Source organism: Rhizobium sp. KDH_Rht_773_N (assembly GCF_052946295.1).
Genome location: NZ_CM129525.1, coordinates 367,154 through 383,825 on the forward strand (window position 1 = coordinate 367,154; position 16,672 = coordinate 383,825).

The window sequence follows — 16,672 nt, forward strand, 5'->3', positions numbered from 1 at the left end:
GGAACACCAACACAATGAAGCGCCAGACTGGAGCGACGCTTACCATTTCCGAACCGCCTAAAATAACAACGCCAGCAACACGCTACGGAATCACGGCATCATTGCCAAGGGTCGTCGTTTGCGCAATATCGGCCAGGGCTGTTTTCAACCTTGCCCGCAACTATTATCAGCGCCGGGTACCAGATTTCAAATAGAAAGGGGCCCGCGCAAGGCAAGCCCCTTAAAATTACGGTCCCCGAGCACAGGTCAGGCCGAAACGTTTGCCTTCTCGTCCTGGCGGTCGGCATAGATATAGAGCGGACGGGCCGAGCCGCGCGCGACCTCTTCGGAGATGACGACCTCGCGAACGCCTTCCAGCGCCGGCAGTTCGAACATCGTGTCGAGCAGAATCTTTTCCATGATCGAACGCAGGCCGCGCGCGCCGGTCTTGCGGATGATCGCCTTGCGAGCGATTTCGCGCAGCGCGTCCTCGTGGAAGGTCAGTTCAACGTCTTCCATCTCGAACAGGCGCTGGTACTGCTTGATCAGCGCGTTCTTCGGCTCGGACAGGATCTGGATCAGCGCGTCCTCATCGAGGTCTTCCAACGTTGCCAGAACCGGCAGACGGCCGATGAATTCCGGGATGAGGCCGAACTTGACCAGGTCTTCCGGCTCCAGTTCGCGCAGCACTTCGCCGACGCGGCGGTCGTCCGGTGCCTTGACGGTCGCGCCGAAGCCGATCGAGGTTTTCTCGCCGCGGGCGGAGATGATCTTGTCGAGGCCGGCAAAGGCGCCGCCGCAGATGAACAGGATGTTCGTCGTGTCGACCTGCAGGAATTCCTGCTGCGGATGCTTGCGGCCGCCCTGCGGCGGTACCGAGGCAACCGTGCCTTCCATGATCTTCAGAAGCGCCTGCTGCACGCCCTCGCCCGATACGTCGCGGGTGATGGACGGGTTGTCGGACTTGCGGGAGATCTTGTCGACTTCGTCGATGTAGACGATGCCGCGCTGGGCGCGCTCGACATTGTAATCGGCAGCCTGCAAGAGCTTCAGGATGATGTTTTCGACGTCTTCGCCGACATAGCCGGCCTCCGTCAGCGTGGTCGCGTCGGCCATCGTGAAGGGGACGTCGATGATGCGGGCGAGCGTCTGGGCAAGGTATGTCTTGCCGCAGCCGGTCGGGCCGACCAGCATGATGTTCGACTTCGCCAGTTCGACATCGCCGTTCTTGGAGGCGTGGGCGAGACGCTTGTAGTGGTTGTGAACGGCGACCGACAGGATCTTCTTCGCCTGGCGCTGGCCGATGACATATTCGTCGAGGACCTTGATGATGTCCTGGGGCGTGGGAACGCCATCACGGGACTTGACCATCGAGGACTTGTTCTCCTCGCGGATGATGTCCATGCACAACTCGACGCATTCATCGCAGATAAATACGGTAGGTCCGGCAATAAGCTTCCGGACTTCATGCTGGCTCTTTCCGCAGAAAGAACAATAAAGAGTGTTCTTACTGTCGCCGCCGTTGCTGCCGCTGACCTTGCTCATATCACTTTCCTTCCAGCACGCCGCATTTCGAACGCGAAATCGCGGTCCACTCAATCAGCTCCCTGACGGCGCTCCCTACCCGGAGTTTCTGCCGACAAAGGCTTCAGGGGGTACGAACCGGCCCAATCAATCATGTCGGGATACCGGCGGCAACGAATTCCCCTTCGAATGCCGAATGCTATGTCACAAAAATTCAACATAGCATTAATAGTTACTATTAGCGTCTCCGCCGCCAGATGAAACCCCTTGTTCAATCACAAATGGGATAGAACTGTGGCGGCGAAAACACCATCCCTATTAATTACTAGGCCTGATCGCCTTCGATTTCGATGCGCGAGGTCAGGACCTTGTCGATGACGCCCCAGGTCTGAGCCTCGTCCGCATCCATGAAATGGTCGCGGTCGAGGGTCTTTTCGACTTCCTCATAGGTGCGGCCCGTGTGCTTGACATAGACCTCGTTGAGGCGGCGCTTCATCTTCAGGATGTCGCGGGCGTGACGTTCGATGTCCGAAGCCTGGCCCTGGAAACCGCCCGAAGGCTGGTGGACCATGATGCGGGAATTCGGCGTGGCGAAACGCATGTCCTTGTGACCGGCAGCCAGAAGCAGCGAGCCCATGGAAGCGGCCTGGCCGATGCACAGCGTCGAGACGGCCGGCTTGATGAACTGCATCGTGTCGTAGATCGCCATGCCGGCGGTGACGACGCCGCCCGGCGAATTGATGTAGAGGGCGATTTCCTTCTTCGGGTTTTCGGCCTCGAGGAAGAGAAGCTGGGCGCAGACGAGCGTCGCCATGTGATCCTCGACAGGCCCCGTCAGGAAGATGATGCGTTCCTTGAGCAGGCGGGAATAGATGTCGTAGGAGCGTTCACCGCGATTGGTCTGTTCCACAACCATCGGCACGAGTGCCATAGCGGTATCGACTGGGTTTCTCATGTGCGTCCTTTTAACGTCTTTCCGGCGAATGCCGGGAATCAAAGAAAAATGCCTTGTCCCTACATAGAGTGTCGGAGCCCCCCTCTTCAAGACACGCATAAGGATAACGTTAAGAAGCGGGCGCGACATATGGCTTTGGCATTTCCCTATCCCGTTTCTCCCAAACGCCTGTTAACGGCGAGGCCGCAGCTTTGTCCCTCACAGTTTTTCTCTGTGACAGGATGAAGGAAGACTTACCGCGCCTGCCCGACCTCACGCGCATTTACCGGTCGGAAAGCTTACCGCCAGATATCGCCAAAATCGCCGGCCGCCGATGCCGGCCATTAATCAAACGGCGAGCTTCTTCGGCAAGGATGCGACCACTATTCAAGGGGTTGCCGCCGTGTTCAATGTCACTACAGGTCTGTCCATCTGGTGTTCCGAAGCGTTGACGCTCGCCCTGGTTCTGTTCGTGGCCTGGCGCCATGACCGGAAGGGTGTCGCCTACCTTTATTGGGGGCTCGGCTTCCTGTTCAGCGGCATCGGCTTTGCGCTGGTTGCGGCGCGCGGCGAGATCCCCAACCTGCTCTCCATCGAGACCGGCAACGCCGTCGCGCTGCTCGGCCAGAGCGCCTGGGCCGCCGGCTTCCTGGCGCTCGACCGCAAGAAGCTGGAATGGTGGGCGCTGCTGCCGCCGGCGATCTGGCTCTCGGGCATCTTCCTGCCCTGGATCAACGCGGACTATGCCAATCGTGTCATTCTCTACAATCTCGCCTCGGCGACCGGCGCCACCGCGCTTGCCATGGCGGTCGCCGTCGGCGACATCCGCCGCGAGCGTACCCGCATCAAGCTGATGGCGATCTTCGTGCTGCAGGCCTTCCTCTGCTTCGGCGTGGCGGTGACGATGGCGCTGGTGATGCCTTCGGACACCGAAGCGACGAATTTCAGCGGCGCGGCCGCCATGGCGAGCGCTTTCCTGCTCACCATCGCCTTCGCGCTCACCTGCCGTCTCATCATGGAACGGTCGGAACGTCACCTGCGCCTGCTGACGCTGACGGATTCGCTGACCGGCGTGCTGAACCGGCGCGGCCTGCTCGGCTATTTCGACAATATCCGGGAAAAGGCGCATGACGCGCAGCATCAGGTGGCCGTCATCCTCTTCGACCTCGACCATTTCAAGCGCGTCAACGACCGCTTCGGCCATCAGTCCGGCGACGCCGTGCTCATCGCCTTCGCCCGTCTTGCCCGCCAGTATATCCCCAACAGCATTTTCGGCCGCATGGGCGGCGAGGAATTCGCGGCCTTCGTGACCGTGCGCGACCAGACGGAAGCGGAAGCGCTGGCGGAATCGATCCGCGCCGAATTCTGCCGCCTGCCGGTCAGCACCGGCGAGGCGCTGATCCCTGCCACCGTCAGCGTCGGCATCGCGCTGTCTTCGGCGGTCGAGGCCAATATCGACCGGCTGATGTCGGCCGCCGACCGGGCGCTCTATTCGGCAAAAGCCGCCGGCCGCAACTGCACGGTCGTCTTCGGCGAAGAGGAGACAGCAGCCCCCGCGCCGGGCGAGCCCAATTCCCATGCCGGCGAACTCGTGCCGACCATCGACGATCAGGTGGAAGCCCTGCGCCGCATGGGCGTGCTTTCCCGCGCGGGCTAGAGAGCCGCGCGTCCATCCGGACGTACAAAGGACCCATCTTTTCGAGGCAGGGCAAATCCGCTAAGCCTCTGGCCATGACGATACCGCCCTTCCTCAAGATCGATCCCGCAACCCGCCATGTCTCGCTCGACGGCAGCGACCCGGCCTTCTACGGCAATCCGAACGCCGTTTATGCCGCGCTTCATGCCCATTGTCCCACCTTCTATTGGGAAGAGCAGAAGCAGTGGTTCGTCACCGGCTACGACCATGTGAACGGGCTTTTGCGCGACCGCCGCTTCGGCCGGCAGATCCTGCATATTGCCAGCCGCGAGGAGCTGGGCCTGCCCGAGCCCGAGCCGCATATCGCCGCCTTCGATCTTGCCGAGCGTTATTCGCTTCTGGAACTGGAGCCGCCGGAACACACGCGGCTGCGCACCCTCGTCAACCGCGCCTTCGTCTCGCGCCATGTCGAGAAGATGAAGCCGGAGCTGGAAGAGCTTGCCAACAGGCTGATCGACGGCTTCGCCGACAAGGGCGAGGTCGAGCTGCTGTCGGCCTTTGCCGATATCATCCCGGTGACGATGATCGCCCGTATGATCGGCATTCCCGAGGAGATGGGGCCGCAGCTGCTCAAATGGTCGCATGCCTATGTGCGCATGTATATGTTCGGCCGCACGCGGGCGGACGAGGATGCGGCAGAACAGGCGGCGCGGGAATTTTCCGGCTACGTGAAGACGGTCATTGCCGAGCGCCGGGCCGAGCCGCGCGACGACCTGCTGACGCACATGATCCATACCGAGCACAAGGGCCAGTACCTGACGGAAGACGAGCTCGTCTCGACGACCATCGTGCTGTTGAACGCAGGCCACGAGGCGACGGTCCACCAGATCGGCAATTCGGTGCGCATCATCCTCGACAGCGGCTGCGATCCGGCCGTGCTTTTCCGCGACGAGGCCGCCACCGAGCGCACGGTCGAGGAATCGCTGCGCATCTGCGCGCCCGTCCACATCTTCCAGCGCTGGGCGCTGGAGCCTGCCGAGATCGACGGTGTCGCGTTCAAGCGCGGCGACAAGGTGAGCATGATCCTGGCGGCGGCCAACCTCGACCCGGCAAAGTTTTCCGATCCCCTCACCTTCAAGCCGGATCGCAACGAGGCGCCCAACCTCTCCTTCGGCGCCGGCATCCACTTCTGCATCGGCGCGCCGCTGGCGCGGCTGGAACTCAACGTCGTGCTGCCGATCCTGTTCAAGCGGCTGCCGGGGCTGAAGCTTGCGAAGACACCCGTCGTCAAGGACGTCTACCACTTCCATGGGCTGGACCGTCTGGATTTGGTGTGGTGAAATGAGGGCACTATATCTGCGACAGGAAACGCCGCCGTCGAATGGAGCCGACAATGAGCAAGAGCGCTAAAAAAGGCCGCGAGGTCTTTAGTTTTTCTCTGATGTCCGATCAGCGTGACGAATTCGCAGCCTTTCTCCGGAGATCACTTCGGGCGGATGAACAGATAAAGGCCGAACGCTCGGCCAAACGCAAGCCTGGCCGACTGAAAGGCCGTCTGATCGTAGATCCCGCTTTTTTTGAACCGCTCAGCGATGAAGAGGTCAAGGACTTGACCGGCGAATGAGGTTCCTCCTCGATACACATGCATTTCTCTGGTGGCTGATTGACGACCCCAAGCTTCCCGAGAATATCCGCGACCTCTTGGCCGACCCGGCCAATGAAATTTATGTCAGCGCCGCATCTGCATGGGAAATAGCCACGAAGCACAGGAAAGGCAAACTGCCCACTGGCGAGGTCGTGTTGCCGGACTTCAGAGGCGTCGTACTGGACAACGGCTTTGATGAGCTTGCGATTACGAGTGCTCACATGGTCACAAGTGCCATGCTGCCGGGCACACACAACGATCCTTTCGACCGAATTCTTGCGGCACAGGCTATTATCGAGAACATCGCGTTGATCACGATCGACAGCCAGATCGAGACGCTCGGAGTGCTTACCCGCTGGTAATCCGGATTCCGCCTGATAAACAGGAACGGCCGGCACGCTCATCGAATGCCGGCCGCTTCCTTGCTGAAAGGCGAAGGCCGTATCAGCCGTAACGGCCGGTGATGTAGTCTTCGGTGCGCTTGACCTTCGGCGACTGGAAGATCTGGGCGGTCGGGCCGTATTCGATCAGCTCGCCGAGATACATGAAGGCGGTGTTGTCGGAAATGCGGCTCGCCTGCTGCATGTTGTGAGTGACGATGACGATCGTGAACTCGCCCTTCAGCTGCGCGACCAGCTCTTCGACCTTGGCGGTCGAGATCGGGTCAAGCGCCGAGGTCGGCTCGTCGAGAAGCAGGACTTCCGGGCGCAGCGCCACGCCGCGGGCAATGCACAGGCGCTGCTGCTGGCCGCCGGAAAGGCCGAGGCCGCTGCCCTTCAGCTTGTCCTTGACCTCATCCCAAAGGGCTGCCTGACGCAGCGCCTGCTCGACGCGGACATCCATGTCGGCCTTGCTCAGCCGCTCGTGGTGGCGGATGCCGTAGGCGATGTTGTCGTAGATCGACATCGGGAACGGCACCGGCTTCTGGAACACCATGCCGACGCGGGCGCGCAGCTCGTTCATCGAGAAGCCAGGGTCGAGAATATTCTTGCCGTCGAGCTTGATCGAGCCGGTGGCGCGCATCTTCGGATAGAGCATGTAGATGCGGTTGAGGATGCGCAGCAGCGTGGACTTGCCGCAGCCGGACGGGCCGATCAGGGCCGAGACCTGGCGCTCCGGGAAGCTCAGGCTCACATCCTTGATGGCGTGGGCGTCGCCGTAATAGAAATTGACTTTCTCAAGCGCGATCTTGTCTTTGGCCATCGGCTTTTCCGGCTTGCTGACAGCGTCGAAGGTTTCTGCGGACTGAAGCATCATTTCCCACCTTTTCGGTTCAGGACGGAGCGCGATACGACGCTCAGGATCAGAACGACGGCGGTCATCACGAAGGCACCGGCCCAGGCGAGATTCTGCCATTGCTCATAGGGGCTCATAGCGAACTGGAAGATGACGACAGGAATGTTCGCCATCGGCTGCGACATATCCAGGCTCCAGTACTGGTTGTTCAGCGCCGTGAAGAGAAGCGGCGCGGTTTCGCCCGAAATGCGGGCGATCGCCAGAAGGACACCGGTCAGGATGCCCGTCGAGGCGGCGCGGTAGAGGACGTTGAGCGTGACCTTCCAGCGCGGAATGCCGAGCGAAAGGGCCGCCTCGCGCATGACGTCGGGCACCAGCCGCAGCATCTCGTCGGTCGTGCGCACCACGACAGGCAGGAAGATGAAGGCGAGCGCGATGCCGCCGGCAAAGCCGGAGAAACGCGCCGTCGGGCGCACGACCAGCTCGTAGACGAACAGGCCGATGATGATCGACGGGGCCGAGAGCAGGATGTCGTTGACGAAGCGGATCGCCTCGCCGAGCCGCTTGCCGCGGGCGAATTCCGACAGGTAGGTGCCGGCCAGCACGCCGATCGGCGTGCCGATGACGACGGCGAGCACCACCATCAGCAGACTGCCCATGAAGGCGTTGGCAAGACCGCCGCCGTCTTCGCCGGGCGGCGGCGTCATTTCGGTGACGAGGCTGGGGCTGAGCGCCGACAGGCCGTGGACGAGCGTCGTCCAGAGGATCCAGACCAGGAAGACGAGGCCGAGCACGGTGGCGATACCGCAGAGCGTCAACGCGATGGCGCTGCTGAGCTGGCGGCGACGGTAGAGGGAGCCGGAATAGGTAGCCATGGATTATTCCCCCCTCTGCCTTGCCATGCGCACCAGCATGAGCTTGGCGGCGGCCAGAACGATGAAGGTGACGACGAAGAGGATGAGGCCGAGGGCTGCGAGCGACGACCGGTAGAGATCGTCGGACGCCTCGGCGAATTCGTTGGCGAGCGTTGCGGCAATCGAGGTGCCGGGCTCCATCAGCGATATGGCGATGTTATGGGTGTTGCCGAGCACGAACGTCACTGCCATCGTCTCGCCGAGCGCGCGGCCGAGACCGAGGAAGATGCCGCCGACGACGGCGGTGCGGGTGTGCGGAATGACGATGTCGCGCACCACTTCCCACCGGGTCGAACCGAGCGCATAGGCCGATTCCTTGAGCTGCGCCGGAACGACCAGGAAGACATCGCGCATGACCGAGGAAATGAAGGGGATGATCATGATCGCCAGCACGATGCCCGAGGTCAGCATGCCGATGCCGAGCGGAGCGCCGGAGAACAGGGCGCCGATCAAGGGGACCGGGCCGAGCCAGTCGATCAGCACCGGCTGGATATAATCCGACATGAAGGGCGCGAAGGTGAAGAGGCCCCACATGCCGTAGATGATCGAGGGGATGCCGGCGAGAAGTTCGACGGCACCGCCGATCGGCCCGCGAACGGAGCGCGGCGCGACCTCGGTGATGAAAACCGCAATGCCGAGACTGACGGGAACGCCGATGACCATGGCGAGCGCCGACGTGACCAGCGTGCCGTAGATCGGCACGAGGCCGGCGAACTTCTCGGCGACCGGATCCCAGTCCGTGCCGGTCAGGAAGCCGAAACCGAAGGTGCGGAACGCCAGCAGCCCGCCCATGGCCATGGAGATCGCCGCGGCCAGCAGGGCGACCAGGACAAACAGGCCGCAGCCCAAGACTATCCAATAGAAAATACGATCGCCTGCAGCGCCGTCGCGGCGCTTCACGCCCGCGGTCTCGGCGGGCAGCGATGCCATTGCTTCGCTCATATCCGTACGCTCTGCTGCTTTGAGGGGGTGTCAAAGGCATTCGGGGCGGAAAGCCAAGCTTCCCGCCCCGACCGCAGTTTCGTCAGGATCAGCTCTTGAAGGAGGCTGTCCAGTAATCCTCGATCTGCTTCACGAGGGTCTCCGGAAGCGGGACGTAATCGAGCGAGGACGCTTCCTTCTGGCCCTTTTCGAGAGCCCACTTGAAGAAGGAGAAAGCAGCCTTGGAGCGGGCGGCATCCTTCGGCTCCTTGTACATGATCGCCCAGGTGGTTGCCGTGATCGGCCAGGCCTTCTCGCCCGGAGCGTTGGTCATGATCAGGTAGAAGTCCTGGGCCTCGCCCCATTCGGCGCTGGCAGCGGCAGCCGAGAAGCTTTCGGCGTTCGGCTTCGGATACTGGCCGGCCGCGTTCTGGACGAGAACGTAGGGCAGCTTGTTCTGCAGGGCGTAGGCATATTCGACGTAGCCGATCGAATCCTTGACGCGGGTGACGTAAGCGGCGACGCCTTCGTTGCCCTTGCCGCCGATGCCGACCGGCCAGTTGACGGCGGTGCCTTCACCGACCTTGGTCTTCCAGTCTTCGTTGACCTTGGAGAAGAAGTTCGTCCAGTTGAAGGAGGTGCCCGAGCCGTCCGAACGGTGAACGACGGCGATCTGGCTGTCGGGCAGCTTCAGGCCGGGGTTCAGGTCGGCGATTGCCTTGTCGTTCCACTTGGTGACGTTGCCGAGGTAGATATCGGCGAGAACCTTGCCGGAGAGCTTGAGTTCGCCTGATTTGATGCCCTTGACGTTGATGACGGGAACGATGCCGCCGACAACGAGCGGGAACTGGCCGAAACCGCCGGCCGTCAGGTCTTCCGGCTTGAGCGGGGCGTCGGAAGCGCCGAAGTCAACCGTTGCAGCCTTGATCTGGGCAATACCGCCGCCCGAACCGATCGACTGGTAGTTCAGCTTGTCGCCGGTTTCCTTGTTGTAGTCTGCCGACCACTTCGAAAGAACCGGGTAGACGAAGGTCGAACCGGCACCGGTAATATCGGCAGCAGAGGCCGAGACTGCCAGCGCGGCAACCAGGCCAGCGCCGAGGCAGGCCGAAAGAAGTTTCTTGGTGAGCATTTGGACTCTTCCCTGATGGAACGAAAGGACGACGAGGTCCGGCGCCATGGAGGGGGTGTCCATTGTCGAGGGCGCTGAATTTCCCCGTCACAGCAGGGGGGCTAGGCGCCTATTATTACAGTTTGATGACAGTTTATGACAGGCAGGGTGCGATGCAAGGCTGTGCATAAGTTGCTGAAGTCACTGACTTTCCGAATGAATCGGGCGTTAACAAAGCTTTAGTGAAGAGGGTGCGGCGCGATTGCCGCAGGGCTGCGGTCGATTGCCGCAGCCCTTCCGGCAAATGTCGCAATCAGGCCCGGGAAATGCCGTAACGGGGCGCCGGCCTGTCATGGGAAAGGTTGGGGCCGAGGCCGTGGCGGGCGGCCGTGAAAGCGTCGAAATCGGCGATTTCAGGCAGAGAGGGAATGGTGATCAGTTCGCCCTGGTCGAAGCCTGCGAGAGCGGCATCCACCATGTCGGTCACATCCATCACCATGGACGGCGGGAAGTGGTCGAAGGAGCGGCCGGCGCGCTCGAAGATCTCGGTGCGGGTCAGCCCTGGCAGCACGGCCTGGAACTTGACGCCCCTGGTGCCGGCTTCGGCATGCAGCGCATGAGTGAGGTTCAGCACAAAAGCCTTGGTGGCGCTGTAGGTGCCGTTGAAACGCTCGGGAATGAAGGCGACGACGGAAGCGATGTTGACGACCGCGCCCTTGCCGCGCCCGGCAAAAGTCTGGGCGGCGGCTACGGCAAGCCGGTTTGCGGCAACCACGTTCAGCTCGATCATGGTTTCGAGGTAATCGATATCGTCGTCCAGCAGCGCGCCCTTCGGGCCGATACCGGCATTGTTGACGAGAAGCGTGATCGTCTCGTCGTCACGCAGGCGCTGCTCGACCTTGCGCACGTCTTCACGCCTGGTCAGGTCCGCCGGAAGCACATCCACCTTGCCCCCCTGCTCCGCCGAAAGCTTTGCGGCGAGCGCATTCAGGCGGGAGGCGTCGCGGGCGACGAGCAGCAGATCGTAGCCGCGTCTGGCGAGACGGTCGGCATAGGTTGCGCCGATGCCCGACGAGGCGCCGGTAACAAGGGCAGTTCCGAGAGCAGAGGCAGACATGTTCCATCCTTTCACGACTGGAATTTAGTGGTATATGCCACTATTTGAGAGGGAAGGAGAAGCTGTGCAAGGGGCACGCTGAAAAATAAGCGCGGCGGCGATTGACGGATCGCAATAGACTGGAGACATCGGCCGCAGGAGAACGGTGATGAACAAACGGACGACACTTTTCGAGGGCTGGCAGGTCTGCAGCAACAGCGCGCTGAAGCGCGCCACAAGGCAGCTCGGCCAGCTCTACGACGACGCCATCGACGCGAGCGGCCTTCGCGGCACGCAATATACGCTGATGACGCAGATCCACATGAATTCCGGCTCGTCGCTCAAGGCGCTGGCCGAAAGCATGGTGATGGATCTTTCGGCCCTCGGCCACACGCTGAAGCCGCTGATCCGCGACGGATTGGTGGAACTCGTGCCCGACGAGAAGGATCGCCGCGTCAAGCGCGCCAGGCTGACGCAAGCCGGCATCGAGAAATGGCAGGAAGCGACCGGGCTGTGGCGGCAAGCGCACGAGCACTTCGAGCAGCTTTTCGGCGAAGAGAAGGCAAAGGCGCTGCGCGACACGCTGAACCTGATTGCCTCGCGGGATTTCGCCGCCCGCTTTCGCGCCGGCAATCGCGGCGAATAAGCCGCGCCCTCAGAGGCGGATCACATAGTCTTTGCGAGTCGTTTCAATGACTTCCCAGGTTCCGTTAAAGCCCGGTCGGAGGATGAGACGGTCGCCGGCCCTCAGATGAACAGGCTCGCCGCCGTCTTCGGTGACGATGGAATGGCCGCAGAGAATACTGAAATATTCCCACTCCTCATAAACGATCCGCCACTTGCCCGGCGTCGCCTCCCATATGCCGGCATAGAGGCCGCCTTCGGCCTCCTCGAGGTTCCAGGTGCGGAATTGCGGATTGCCGGAAAGGACGCGCTCTGCGGCAGGCGCGCCGACTTCCGGTTCGATGCCGTCGATATCGAAGGGGATTGCTTTTGGCATGGCCGCCCCTGCCTCAAATCTTCGCCAGCGACTGCTCGAGATCGGCGATGATGTCCTTCACGTCCTCGATGCCGACGGAGAGGCGCACCACGTCCGGCCCGGCGCCCGCGGCGACCCTCTGCTCGTCGGTCAGCTGACGGTGCGTGGTGGAGGCGGGATGGATGACCAGGGAGCGCGTGTCGCCGATATTGGCGAGATGCGAGAAGAGTTCCAGCCCCTCGACCAGCGTCTTGCCGGCTTCGTAGCCGCCCCTGACGCCGAAGGTGAAGACGGAGCCTGCGCCCTTCGGCGAATAGCGCCGCTGCAGGGCGTGGTTCGGGTCATCCTCCAGGCCGGCATAGTTTACCCAGGCGATCTTGGAATGGGCCTTCAGCCAGCGGGCGACATCGAGCGCGTTGTCGCTGTGGCGCTGCATGCGCAGCGGCAGCGTTTCGATGCCGGTCAGGATCAGGAAGGCGTTGAAGGGCGAAATGGCCGGGCCGAGGTCGCGCAGGCCGAGCACGCGGCAGGCGATGGCGAAGGCGAAATTGCCGAAGGTCTGGTGCAGGACGACGCCGTTATATTCCGGCCGCGGGCTCGACAGCATCGGGTAGTTGCCGGTCTTCGACCAGTCGAACGTGCCGCCGTCGACGATGATGCCGCCCATGGAATTGCCGTGGCCGCCGAGGAACTTGGTCAGCGAATGCACGACGATATCGGCACCGTGCTCGATCGGCCGGATGAGATAGGGGGTCGCCATCGTGTTGTCGACGATCAGCGGCAGGTCGTGGCGGTGGGCGATTTCGGCGATCGCGGCGATATCGACGAAGGTGCCGCCGGGATTGGCGAGGCTTTCGATGAAGATCGCCCGCGTCTTGTCGTCGATCCTGCTCTCGAAATCCGCAGGATCTTCCGGGTCGGCCCAGCGCACCTGCCAGCCGAAATTCCCGAAGGCGTGGCCGAACTGGTTGATCGAACCGCCGTAGAGGCGGCGGGCGGCGACGAAATTCTCGCCGGGACGCATCAGCGTGTGGAAGACGATCATCTGCGCGGCGTGGCCGGAAGCGACGGCAAGCGCTGCCGTGCCGCCTTCAAGGGCCGCGACACGTTCCTCCAGAACCGCCTGCGTGGGGTTCATGATGCGGGTATAGATATTGCCGAACTGCTGCAGGCCGAAAAGGGCTGCGGCATGGTCGGAATCGTTGAAGACGAAGGCCGTCGTCTGGTAGATCGGCGTAATCCGCGCGCCGGTCGCCGGATCGGGCTGCGCGCCCGCGTGGATCGCCAGCGTGTTGAAACCCGGATCGTTTTTGGCCATGTCGTCCTCCCGTGCAATTGTTGACGGGCGCGATCATAGCCGCTCGAACGTGAAAGTTAACCGCGATCTTTTTCAACCACGGCGCGTCCGGAGGAAAATCCGTTCTGGCGGCGGGCTCAGCCGAGGAGGCGCGGATATTCGATTGCCGGGCAGCGGTTCATGACGACCTTGATGCCGCCGGCTTCGGCCCTGGCGGCGGCCGCGTCGTCGCGCACGCCAAGCTGCGCCCACACGACCTGCGGGCGGGGAGACAGCGCCAGCGCCTCCTCCACCACGCCGCCAAGATGTTCGGACGCGCGGAAGACATCGACCATATCGACCGGTTCGGGAATGTCGGCAAGGCGGGCGTAAACGGTCTGGCCGTGGATCGTCTTGCCCGCCTGCCCCGGATTGACGGGGATGACCCTGTAGCCGCGCGACAGAAGATATCCCATGACGCCGTTGCTCGGCCGGGCCGGATTGGGCGAAGCCCCCGTCAGCGCGATGGTTCTGACGGATTTCAGGACGCCGGAGAGATAGTCGTCGGCATAGGCATCGTGGTTCATGTCTGCTGTCTCCAGTCCGGGTCCTTCAGAAGGCGGATGTGCCGGCTGCGATTTGTTGAAACCGGCGGCTCGTTTCCACGTATATATAGATGCCGGAAACATCAGGGAGAAATCGTGCCATGAAAAAAATCGTCCTTACACTCGCGCTCGTGATGGCCGCCTCGCCGACGCTTGCGATCTCGCGCTACAATCCGCTCACCATGAACTGCCAGAGCGTGCGGGCGGCGATCCACAACGAAGGCGCCGTCATCTTTCGCTACACCTCGCCGCGCGGCCTGCCGCTCTACGACCGCTATGTCCGCAACAGCAATTATTGCGACGCGACCGACTATGCGGAGTGGACAAGCATTCCCTCCAAGGACAACCCCAGGTGTCGGGTGCTGAACTGCCAGAACATAGACAACCTGGACGGAATGCTCTTCATTCCCCACTACAGCCTCTAACCCGGACCGCCGCGACCGTGACGAACGTCAATCCTTTCGCACCTGCGAAGGGATTGACGTTCACCCCAGAGATACAAAATCCTGATAATATCGCCCCCTGGTTGTGGATTTATAATCGTTTCAAAGTTATAGAATAATGTCTATATTTCAGCACCATAGGATTGTCGACATTATCATTCTAAGAAAGAATTTCACCTTTCATGCATAATTTGATCATGATTTGTTCACGCATGCATTAGCAACATCTCATAGTTGTGTGCGGCGATCGGAATTGAACGTATTTCGAGCGCACGCGCAAATTGCTATGACAGTGGGCAATTGTTCGCTTCAGCAATCCATGTTATTGAAATTCGCACCGTGCGGACTACACCCTGGCGAGCAAATCATGCAAACAAAGGTTGCCGCAATGATGCTGATTTAAATGAGAAGCTGCGACGTTTCTCCCTCTTTGCTGCACTGCTCCCGGACCGCCCGCCTTGCCCCTCGACGTTATCCTTCTCGTCCTTTTCGGTGCTCTTCTGCACGCGAGTTGGAACGCCATCATCAAGGCCGGCACGAACAAGTCGCTTGACGCGGCGCTGATCTCGGCGGGCGGCGCGGTCGCCTCGCTGCCTTTCCTGCCGTTTCTTCCCCTGCCGCAGCCGGAGGCATGGCCCTTCATCGGCGCCTCCGCCATCCTGCAGTTCGCCTATTTCCAGCTGGTCGCCGCCGCCTACAGGGCCGGCGATATCGGCCTGGTCTATCCGCTGATGCGAGGTGCGGCGCCCCTCATCGTCGTCGCCACCAGCGGCTTCATCCTGGGGGAACATCTGACGGGCGGGGCGCTTGCCGGAACGATGACCATCTCGTTCGGCATCCTCACGCTCGCCTTCGAAGCCCGCCACGGCAGCCGCCACGCGATCGTGCTGGCGCTCGCCAATGCCTGTGTCATCGCCACCTATACCTATGTGGACGGCATCGGCGCCCGGCTTTCCGGCAACGCGGTTTCCTATACGCTGTGGATGTCGCTTCTGCCGCCGGTGCTGCTCTTTGCCTGGGCGTTTTCGCAGCGCGGCCCGGTGGCTGTCGCCACCCATGTCCGGCTGAACTGGGGGCGCGGGCTGATCGGCGGGGCGGGCTCGATCGCCTCCTACGGGCTGGCGCTCTGGGCGATGACAAAGGCCCCGGTGGCGACGGTGGCGGCGCTGCGGGAGACCGCCATCCTGTTTGCGCTCGTGATCTCGGTCACGGTGCTGAAGGAAAAGGCCAGCGTCTGGCGCTACCTCGCCGGCGTCATCATCGCGCTGGGCGGGCTGATCCTGAAACTTGCCTGATCACTCGCCCTTCCACTCGGGGGTGCGCTTTTCGAGGAAGGCGCCGATGCCTTCCTGCGCGTCGCCGGTCAGCATGCCGTCGACCATCACGCCTGCGGCATAGTCGTAGGCTTCGGCGACGGGCATTTCGAGCTGCCTGTAAAAGGCTTCCTTGCCGATCCGCAGCGCCTGCGGCGACTTCGAAGCGATGACGGAGGCGTATTTGCCGACCACCTGCGTGAGGTACTGTTTCGGCACGATCCGGTTGACCAGACCGAAATCCTTCGCAGTCGAGGCGTCGATCGTCTCGCCCGTCAGGAGCATTTCCATCGCCTGCTTGCGGTGGGCGGCGCGCGAAACGGCGACGGCCGGCGTCGCGCAGAAAAGCCCGATATTGACACCCGGCGTGCAGAACGTGGACGTATCCGTGCAGATCGCAAGATCGCAGCTCGCGACGAGCTGGCAGCCGGCCGCGGTCGCCAGCCCGTCGATCTCGGCGATGACCGGCTTCGGCAGGCGGTTGATTTCCAGCATCAGGTCGGCGGCGAGCGCAAAACTCTCCTCGAAGAAGGCCACGCCGTCGTCCTCGTCGGCGCGGTGGGCCGTCAGTTCCTTGAGGTCGTGGCCGGCGGAAAAGACATTGCCGGTCGATGCGATGATGACGACGCTGACATCCTCGTCGCCGGCCGCCCCCTGCAGCTCGCCCATCAGCGTTTCCATGACCGATATGGACAGGGCGTTGGCCGGCGGATTGTTGAGCGTCAGGCGCAGGACGCCGCCGGAAAGCTGGCGGAGCACGAGGGCGCCCTCGCCCGAATTGCTGTTGTCCTTGCGGAAGGATACGATCTCGGCCATGGCATGTTCCCCTGCGCTGTCAATATCCGCCCTTGTGCCACAAGGGTGGGGCGATTTCGAGCCGAATACGGCAAGGGCGCGGCCGCGAAGCGCAAAACTTCTCGTCTTTCAGGCGCGCTAAAATATGGTACATGGATACCACATGTATAACATATTGTTTTTACTCTGTTATTTTTCCAGTCGCCAAAAGCACTCATATTGACCGGCCAGTCGATTGCCGCTATAAGCCGCGCCGGAAATGCAG

General features: G+C 61.9%; 18 protein-coding genes. 7 read left to right on the plus strand and 11 right to left on the minus strand.

The annotated features are described in order from the left end of the window. Positions 1-246 precede the first annotated feature (246 nt). Positions 247-1,524, minus strand: a complete 1,278-nt coding sequence (clpX, locus tag ACU8HS_RS01925) for an ATP-dependent Clp protease ATP-binding subunit ClpX (protein ID WP_018114461.1) — start codon at positions 1,522-1,524, stop codon at positions 247-249. Positions 1,525-1,828: 304 nt separating this feature from the next. Further along, positions 1,829-2,458 carry an ATP-dependent Clp endopeptidase proteolytic subunit ClpP gene (gene clpP, locus ACU8HS_RS01930; RefSeq protein ID WP_112566250.1) on the minus strand — a complete coding sequence of 210 codons (630 nt, stop codon included), beginning with the start codon at positions 2,456-2,458 and terminating at the stop codon, positions 1,829-1,831. A gap of 382 nt (positions 2,459-2,840) precedes the next feature. On the opposite strand from clpP, the gene ACU8HS_RS01935 reads away from it, so the two are divergent. The 4 genes from ACU8HS_RS01935 (at position 2,841) to ACU8HS_RS01950 (ending at position 6,080) form a co-directional block, all read left to right on the plus strand. Beyond that, entirely contained in the window at positions 2,841-4,094 is a 1,254-nt protein-coding gene (locus tag ACU8HS_RS01935; RefSeq protein ID WP_447015306.1) for a GGDEF domain-containing protein, read from the plus strand. Between the two features lie 74 nt (positions 4,095-4,168). Next, positions 4,169-5,413 carry a cytochrome P450 gene (locus tag ACU8HS_RS01940; protein ID WP_447015307.1) on the plus strand — a complete coding sequence of 415 codons (1,245 nt, stop codon included), beginning with the start codon at positions 4,169-4,171 and terminating at the stop codon, positions 5,411-5,413. Between the two features lie 53 nt (positions 5,414-5,466). Next, positions 5,467-5,697, plus strand: coding sequence for a hypothetical protein (locus ACU8HS_RS01945; RefSeq protein WP_162706888.1), 231 nt, complete (start codon positions 5,467-5,469; stop codon positions 5,695-5,697). Beyond that, positions 5,694-6,080, plus strand: a complete 387-nt coding sequence (locus ACU8HS_RS01950) for a type II toxin-antitoxin system VapC family toxin (protein ID WP_447015308.1) — start codon at positions 5,694-5,696, stop codon at positions 6,078-6,080. The genes ACU8HS_RS01945 and ACU8HS_RS01950 overlap by 4 nt, the downstream gene beginning before the upstream one ends. Before the next feature lie 82 nt (positions 6,081-6,162). Here the strand turns inward: ACU8HS_RS01950 and pstB are convergent, their stop codons facing one another. The 5 genes from pstB to ACU8HS_RS01975 form a co-directional block, all read right to left on the minus strand. Further along, on the minus strand, positions 6,163-6,921 hold the full coding sequence (gene pstB, locus ACU8HS_RS01955; protein WP_377314625.1) for a phosphate ABC transporter ATP-binding protein PstB: 759 nt from the start codon (positions 6,919-6,921) through the stop codon (positions 6,163-6,165). Between the two features lie 50 nt (positions 6,922-6,971). Continuing rightward, positions 6,972-7,829, minus strand: a complete 858-nt coding sequence (pstA, locus tag ACU8HS_RS01960; protein ID WP_112566235.1) for a phosphate ABC transporter permease PstA — start codon at positions 7,827-7,829, stop codon at positions 6,972-6,974. A 3-nt stretch (positions 7,830-7,832) separates the two neighbouring features. Then, entirely contained in the window at positions 7,833-8,810 is a 978-nt protein-coding gene (gene pstC / locus ACU8HS_RS01965; RefSeq protein ID WP_447015309.1) for a phosphate ABC transporter permease subunit PstC, read from the minus strand. Between the two features lie 88 nt (positions 8,811-8,898). Continuing rightward, positions 8,899-9,921, minus strand: a complete 1,023-nt coding sequence (gene pstS / locus ACU8HS_RS01970; protein ID WP_447015310.1) for a phosphate ABC transporter substrate-binding protein PstS — start codon at positions 9,919-9,921, stop codon at positions 8,899-8,901. Between the two features lie 292 nt (positions 9,922-10,213). Next, positions 10,214-11,017 carry an SDR family NAD(P)-dependent oxidoreductase gene (locus ACU8HS_RS01975; RefSeq protein ID WP_447015311.1) on the minus strand — a complete coding sequence of 268 codons (804 nt, stop codon included), beginning with the start codon at positions 11,015-11,017 and terminating at the stop codon, positions 10,214-10,216. A gap of 148 nt (positions 11,018-11,165) precedes the next feature. On the opposite strand from ACU8HS_RS01975, the gene ACU8HS_RS01980 reads away from it, so the two are divergent. Then, positions 11,166-11,642: a MarR family transcriptional regulator gene (locus tag ACU8HS_RS01980; RefSeq protein ID WP_112566224.1), complete on the plus strand. Its 477-nt coding sequence runs from the start codon at positions 11,166-11,168 to the stop codon at positions 11,640-11,642. A gap of 9 nt (positions 11,643-11,651) precedes the next feature. Here ACU8HS_RS01980 and ACU8HS_RS01985 read toward each other — a convergent pair whose 3' ends face one another. The 3 genes from ACU8HS_RS01985 to ACU8HS_RS01995 all read right to left on the minus strand — a co-directional run bounded on the left by ACU8HS_RS01985 (position 11,652) and on the right by ACU8HS_RS01995 (position 13,838). After that, positions 11,652-11,996, minus strand: a complete 345-nt coding sequence (locus tag ACU8HS_RS01985) for a cupin domain-containing protein (protein WP_112566221.1) — start codon at positions 11,994-11,996, stop codon at positions 11,652-11,654. 13 nt (positions 11,997-12,009) lie between these two features. Then, positions 12,010-13,293 carry an O-acetylhomoserine aminocarboxypropyltransferase gene (locus tag ACU8HS_RS01990; RefSeq protein ID WP_113412400.1) on the minus strand — a complete coding sequence of 428 codons (1,284 nt, stop codon included), beginning with the start codon at positions 13,291-13,293 and terminating at the stop codon, positions 12,010-12,012. 116 nt (positions 13,294-13,409) lie between these two features. Beyond that, positions 13,410-13,838, minus strand: coding sequence for a CoA-binding protein (locus ACU8HS_RS01995; protein WP_112702936.1), 429 nt, complete (start codon positions 13,836-13,838; stop codon positions 13,410-13,412). A gap of 119 nt (positions 13,839-13,957) precedes the next feature. Between ACU8HS_RS01995 and ACU8HS_RS02000 the strand changes: the two genes are divergently transcribed. Both ACU8HS_RS02000 and ACU8HS_RS02005 read left to right on the plus strand, forming a co-directional pair. After that, on the plus strand, positions 13,958-14,281 hold the full coding sequence (locus ACU8HS_RS02000; RefSeq protein WP_447015312.1) for a hypothetical protein: 324 nt from the start codon (positions 13,958-13,960) through the stop codon (positions 14,279-14,281). 476 nt (positions 14,282-14,757) lie between these two features. Further along, positions 14,758-15,594, plus strand: a complete 837-nt coding sequence (locus ACU8HS_RS02005) for an EamA family transporter (protein ID WP_447015313.1) — start codon at positions 14,758-14,760, stop codon at positions 15,592-15,594. Here the strand turns inward: ACU8HS_RS02005 and ACU8HS_RS02010 are convergent, their stop codons facing one another. Beyond that, entirely contained in the window at positions 15,595-16,428 is an 834-nt protein-coding gene (locus ACU8HS_RS02010) for an enoyl-CoA hydratase (protein WP_112566202.1), read from the minus strand. It lies immediately after the preceding gene. Positions 16,429-16,672 lie beyond the last annotated feature (244 nt).

Excerpts from the sequence above, each read along its gene's own strand:
- clpX (WP_018114461.1), bottom strand. The coding sequence starts at position 1,524 with ATGAGCAAGGTCAGCGGCAGCAACGGCGGCGACAGTAAGAACACTCTT.
- clpP (WP_112566250.1), bottom strand. The coding sequence starts at position 2,458 with ATGAGAAACCCAGTCGATACCGCTATGGCACTCGTGCCGATGGTTGTG.
- ACU8HS_RS01940 (WP_447015307.1), top strand. The coding sequence starts at position 4,169 with ATGACGATACCGCCCTTCCTCAAGATCGATCCCGCAACCCGCCATGTC.
- ACU8HS_RS01945 (WP_162706888.1), top strand. The coding sequence starts at position 5,467 with ATGAGCAAGAGCGCTAAAAAAGGCCGCGAGGTCTTTAGTTTTTCTCTG.
- ACU8HS_RS01950 (WP_447015308.1), top strand. The coding sequence starts at position 5,694 with ATGAGGTTCCTCCTCGATACACATGCATTTCTCTGGTGGCTGATTGAC.
- pstB (WP_377314625.1), bottom strand. The coding sequence starts at position 6,921 with ATGGCCAAAGACAAGATCGCGCTTGAGAAAGTCAATTTCTATTACGGC.
- pstA (WP_112566235.1), bottom strand. The coding sequence starts at position 7,829 with ATGGCTACCTATTCCGGCTCCCTCTACCGTCGCCGCCAGCTCAGCAGC.
- pstC (WP_447015309.1), bottom strand. The coding sequence starts at position 8,810 with ATGAGCGAAGCAATGGCATCGCTGCCCGCCGAGACCGCGGGCGTGAAG.
- pstS (WP_447015310.1), bottom strand. The coding sequence starts at position 9,921 with ATGCTCACCAAGAAACTTCTTTCGGCCTGCCTCGGCGCTGGCCTGGTT.
- ACU8HS_RS01975 (WP_447015311.1), bottom strand. The coding sequence starts at position 11,017 with ATGTCTGCCTCTGCTCTCGGAACTGCCCTTGTTACCGGCGCCTCGTCG.
- ACU8HS_RS01980 (WP_112566224.1), top strand. The coding sequence starts at position 11,166 with ATGAACAAACGGACGACACTTTTCGAGGGCTGGCAGGTCTGCAGCAAC.
- ACU8HS_RS01985 (WP_112566221.1), bottom strand. The coding sequence starts at position 11,996 with ATGCCAAAAGCAATCCCCTTCGATATCGACGGCATCGAACCGGAAGTC.
- ACU8HS_RS01990 (WP_113412400.1), bottom strand. The coding sequence starts at position 13,293 with ATGGCCAAAAACGATCCGGGTTTCAACACGCTGGCGATCCACGCGGGC.
- ACU8HS_RS01995 (WP_112702936.1), bottom strand. The coding sequence starts at position 13,838 with ATGAACCACGATGCCTATGCCGACGACTATCTCTCCGGCGTCCTGAAA.
- ACU8HS_RS02000 (WP_447015312.1), top strand. The coding sequence starts at position 13,958 with ATGAAAAAAATCGTCCTTACACTCGCGCTCGTGATGGCCGCCTCGCCG.
- ACU8HS_RS02010 (WP_112566202.1), bottom strand. The coding sequence starts at position 16,428 with ATGGCCGAGATCGTATCCTTCCGCAAGGACAACAGCAATTCGGGCGAG.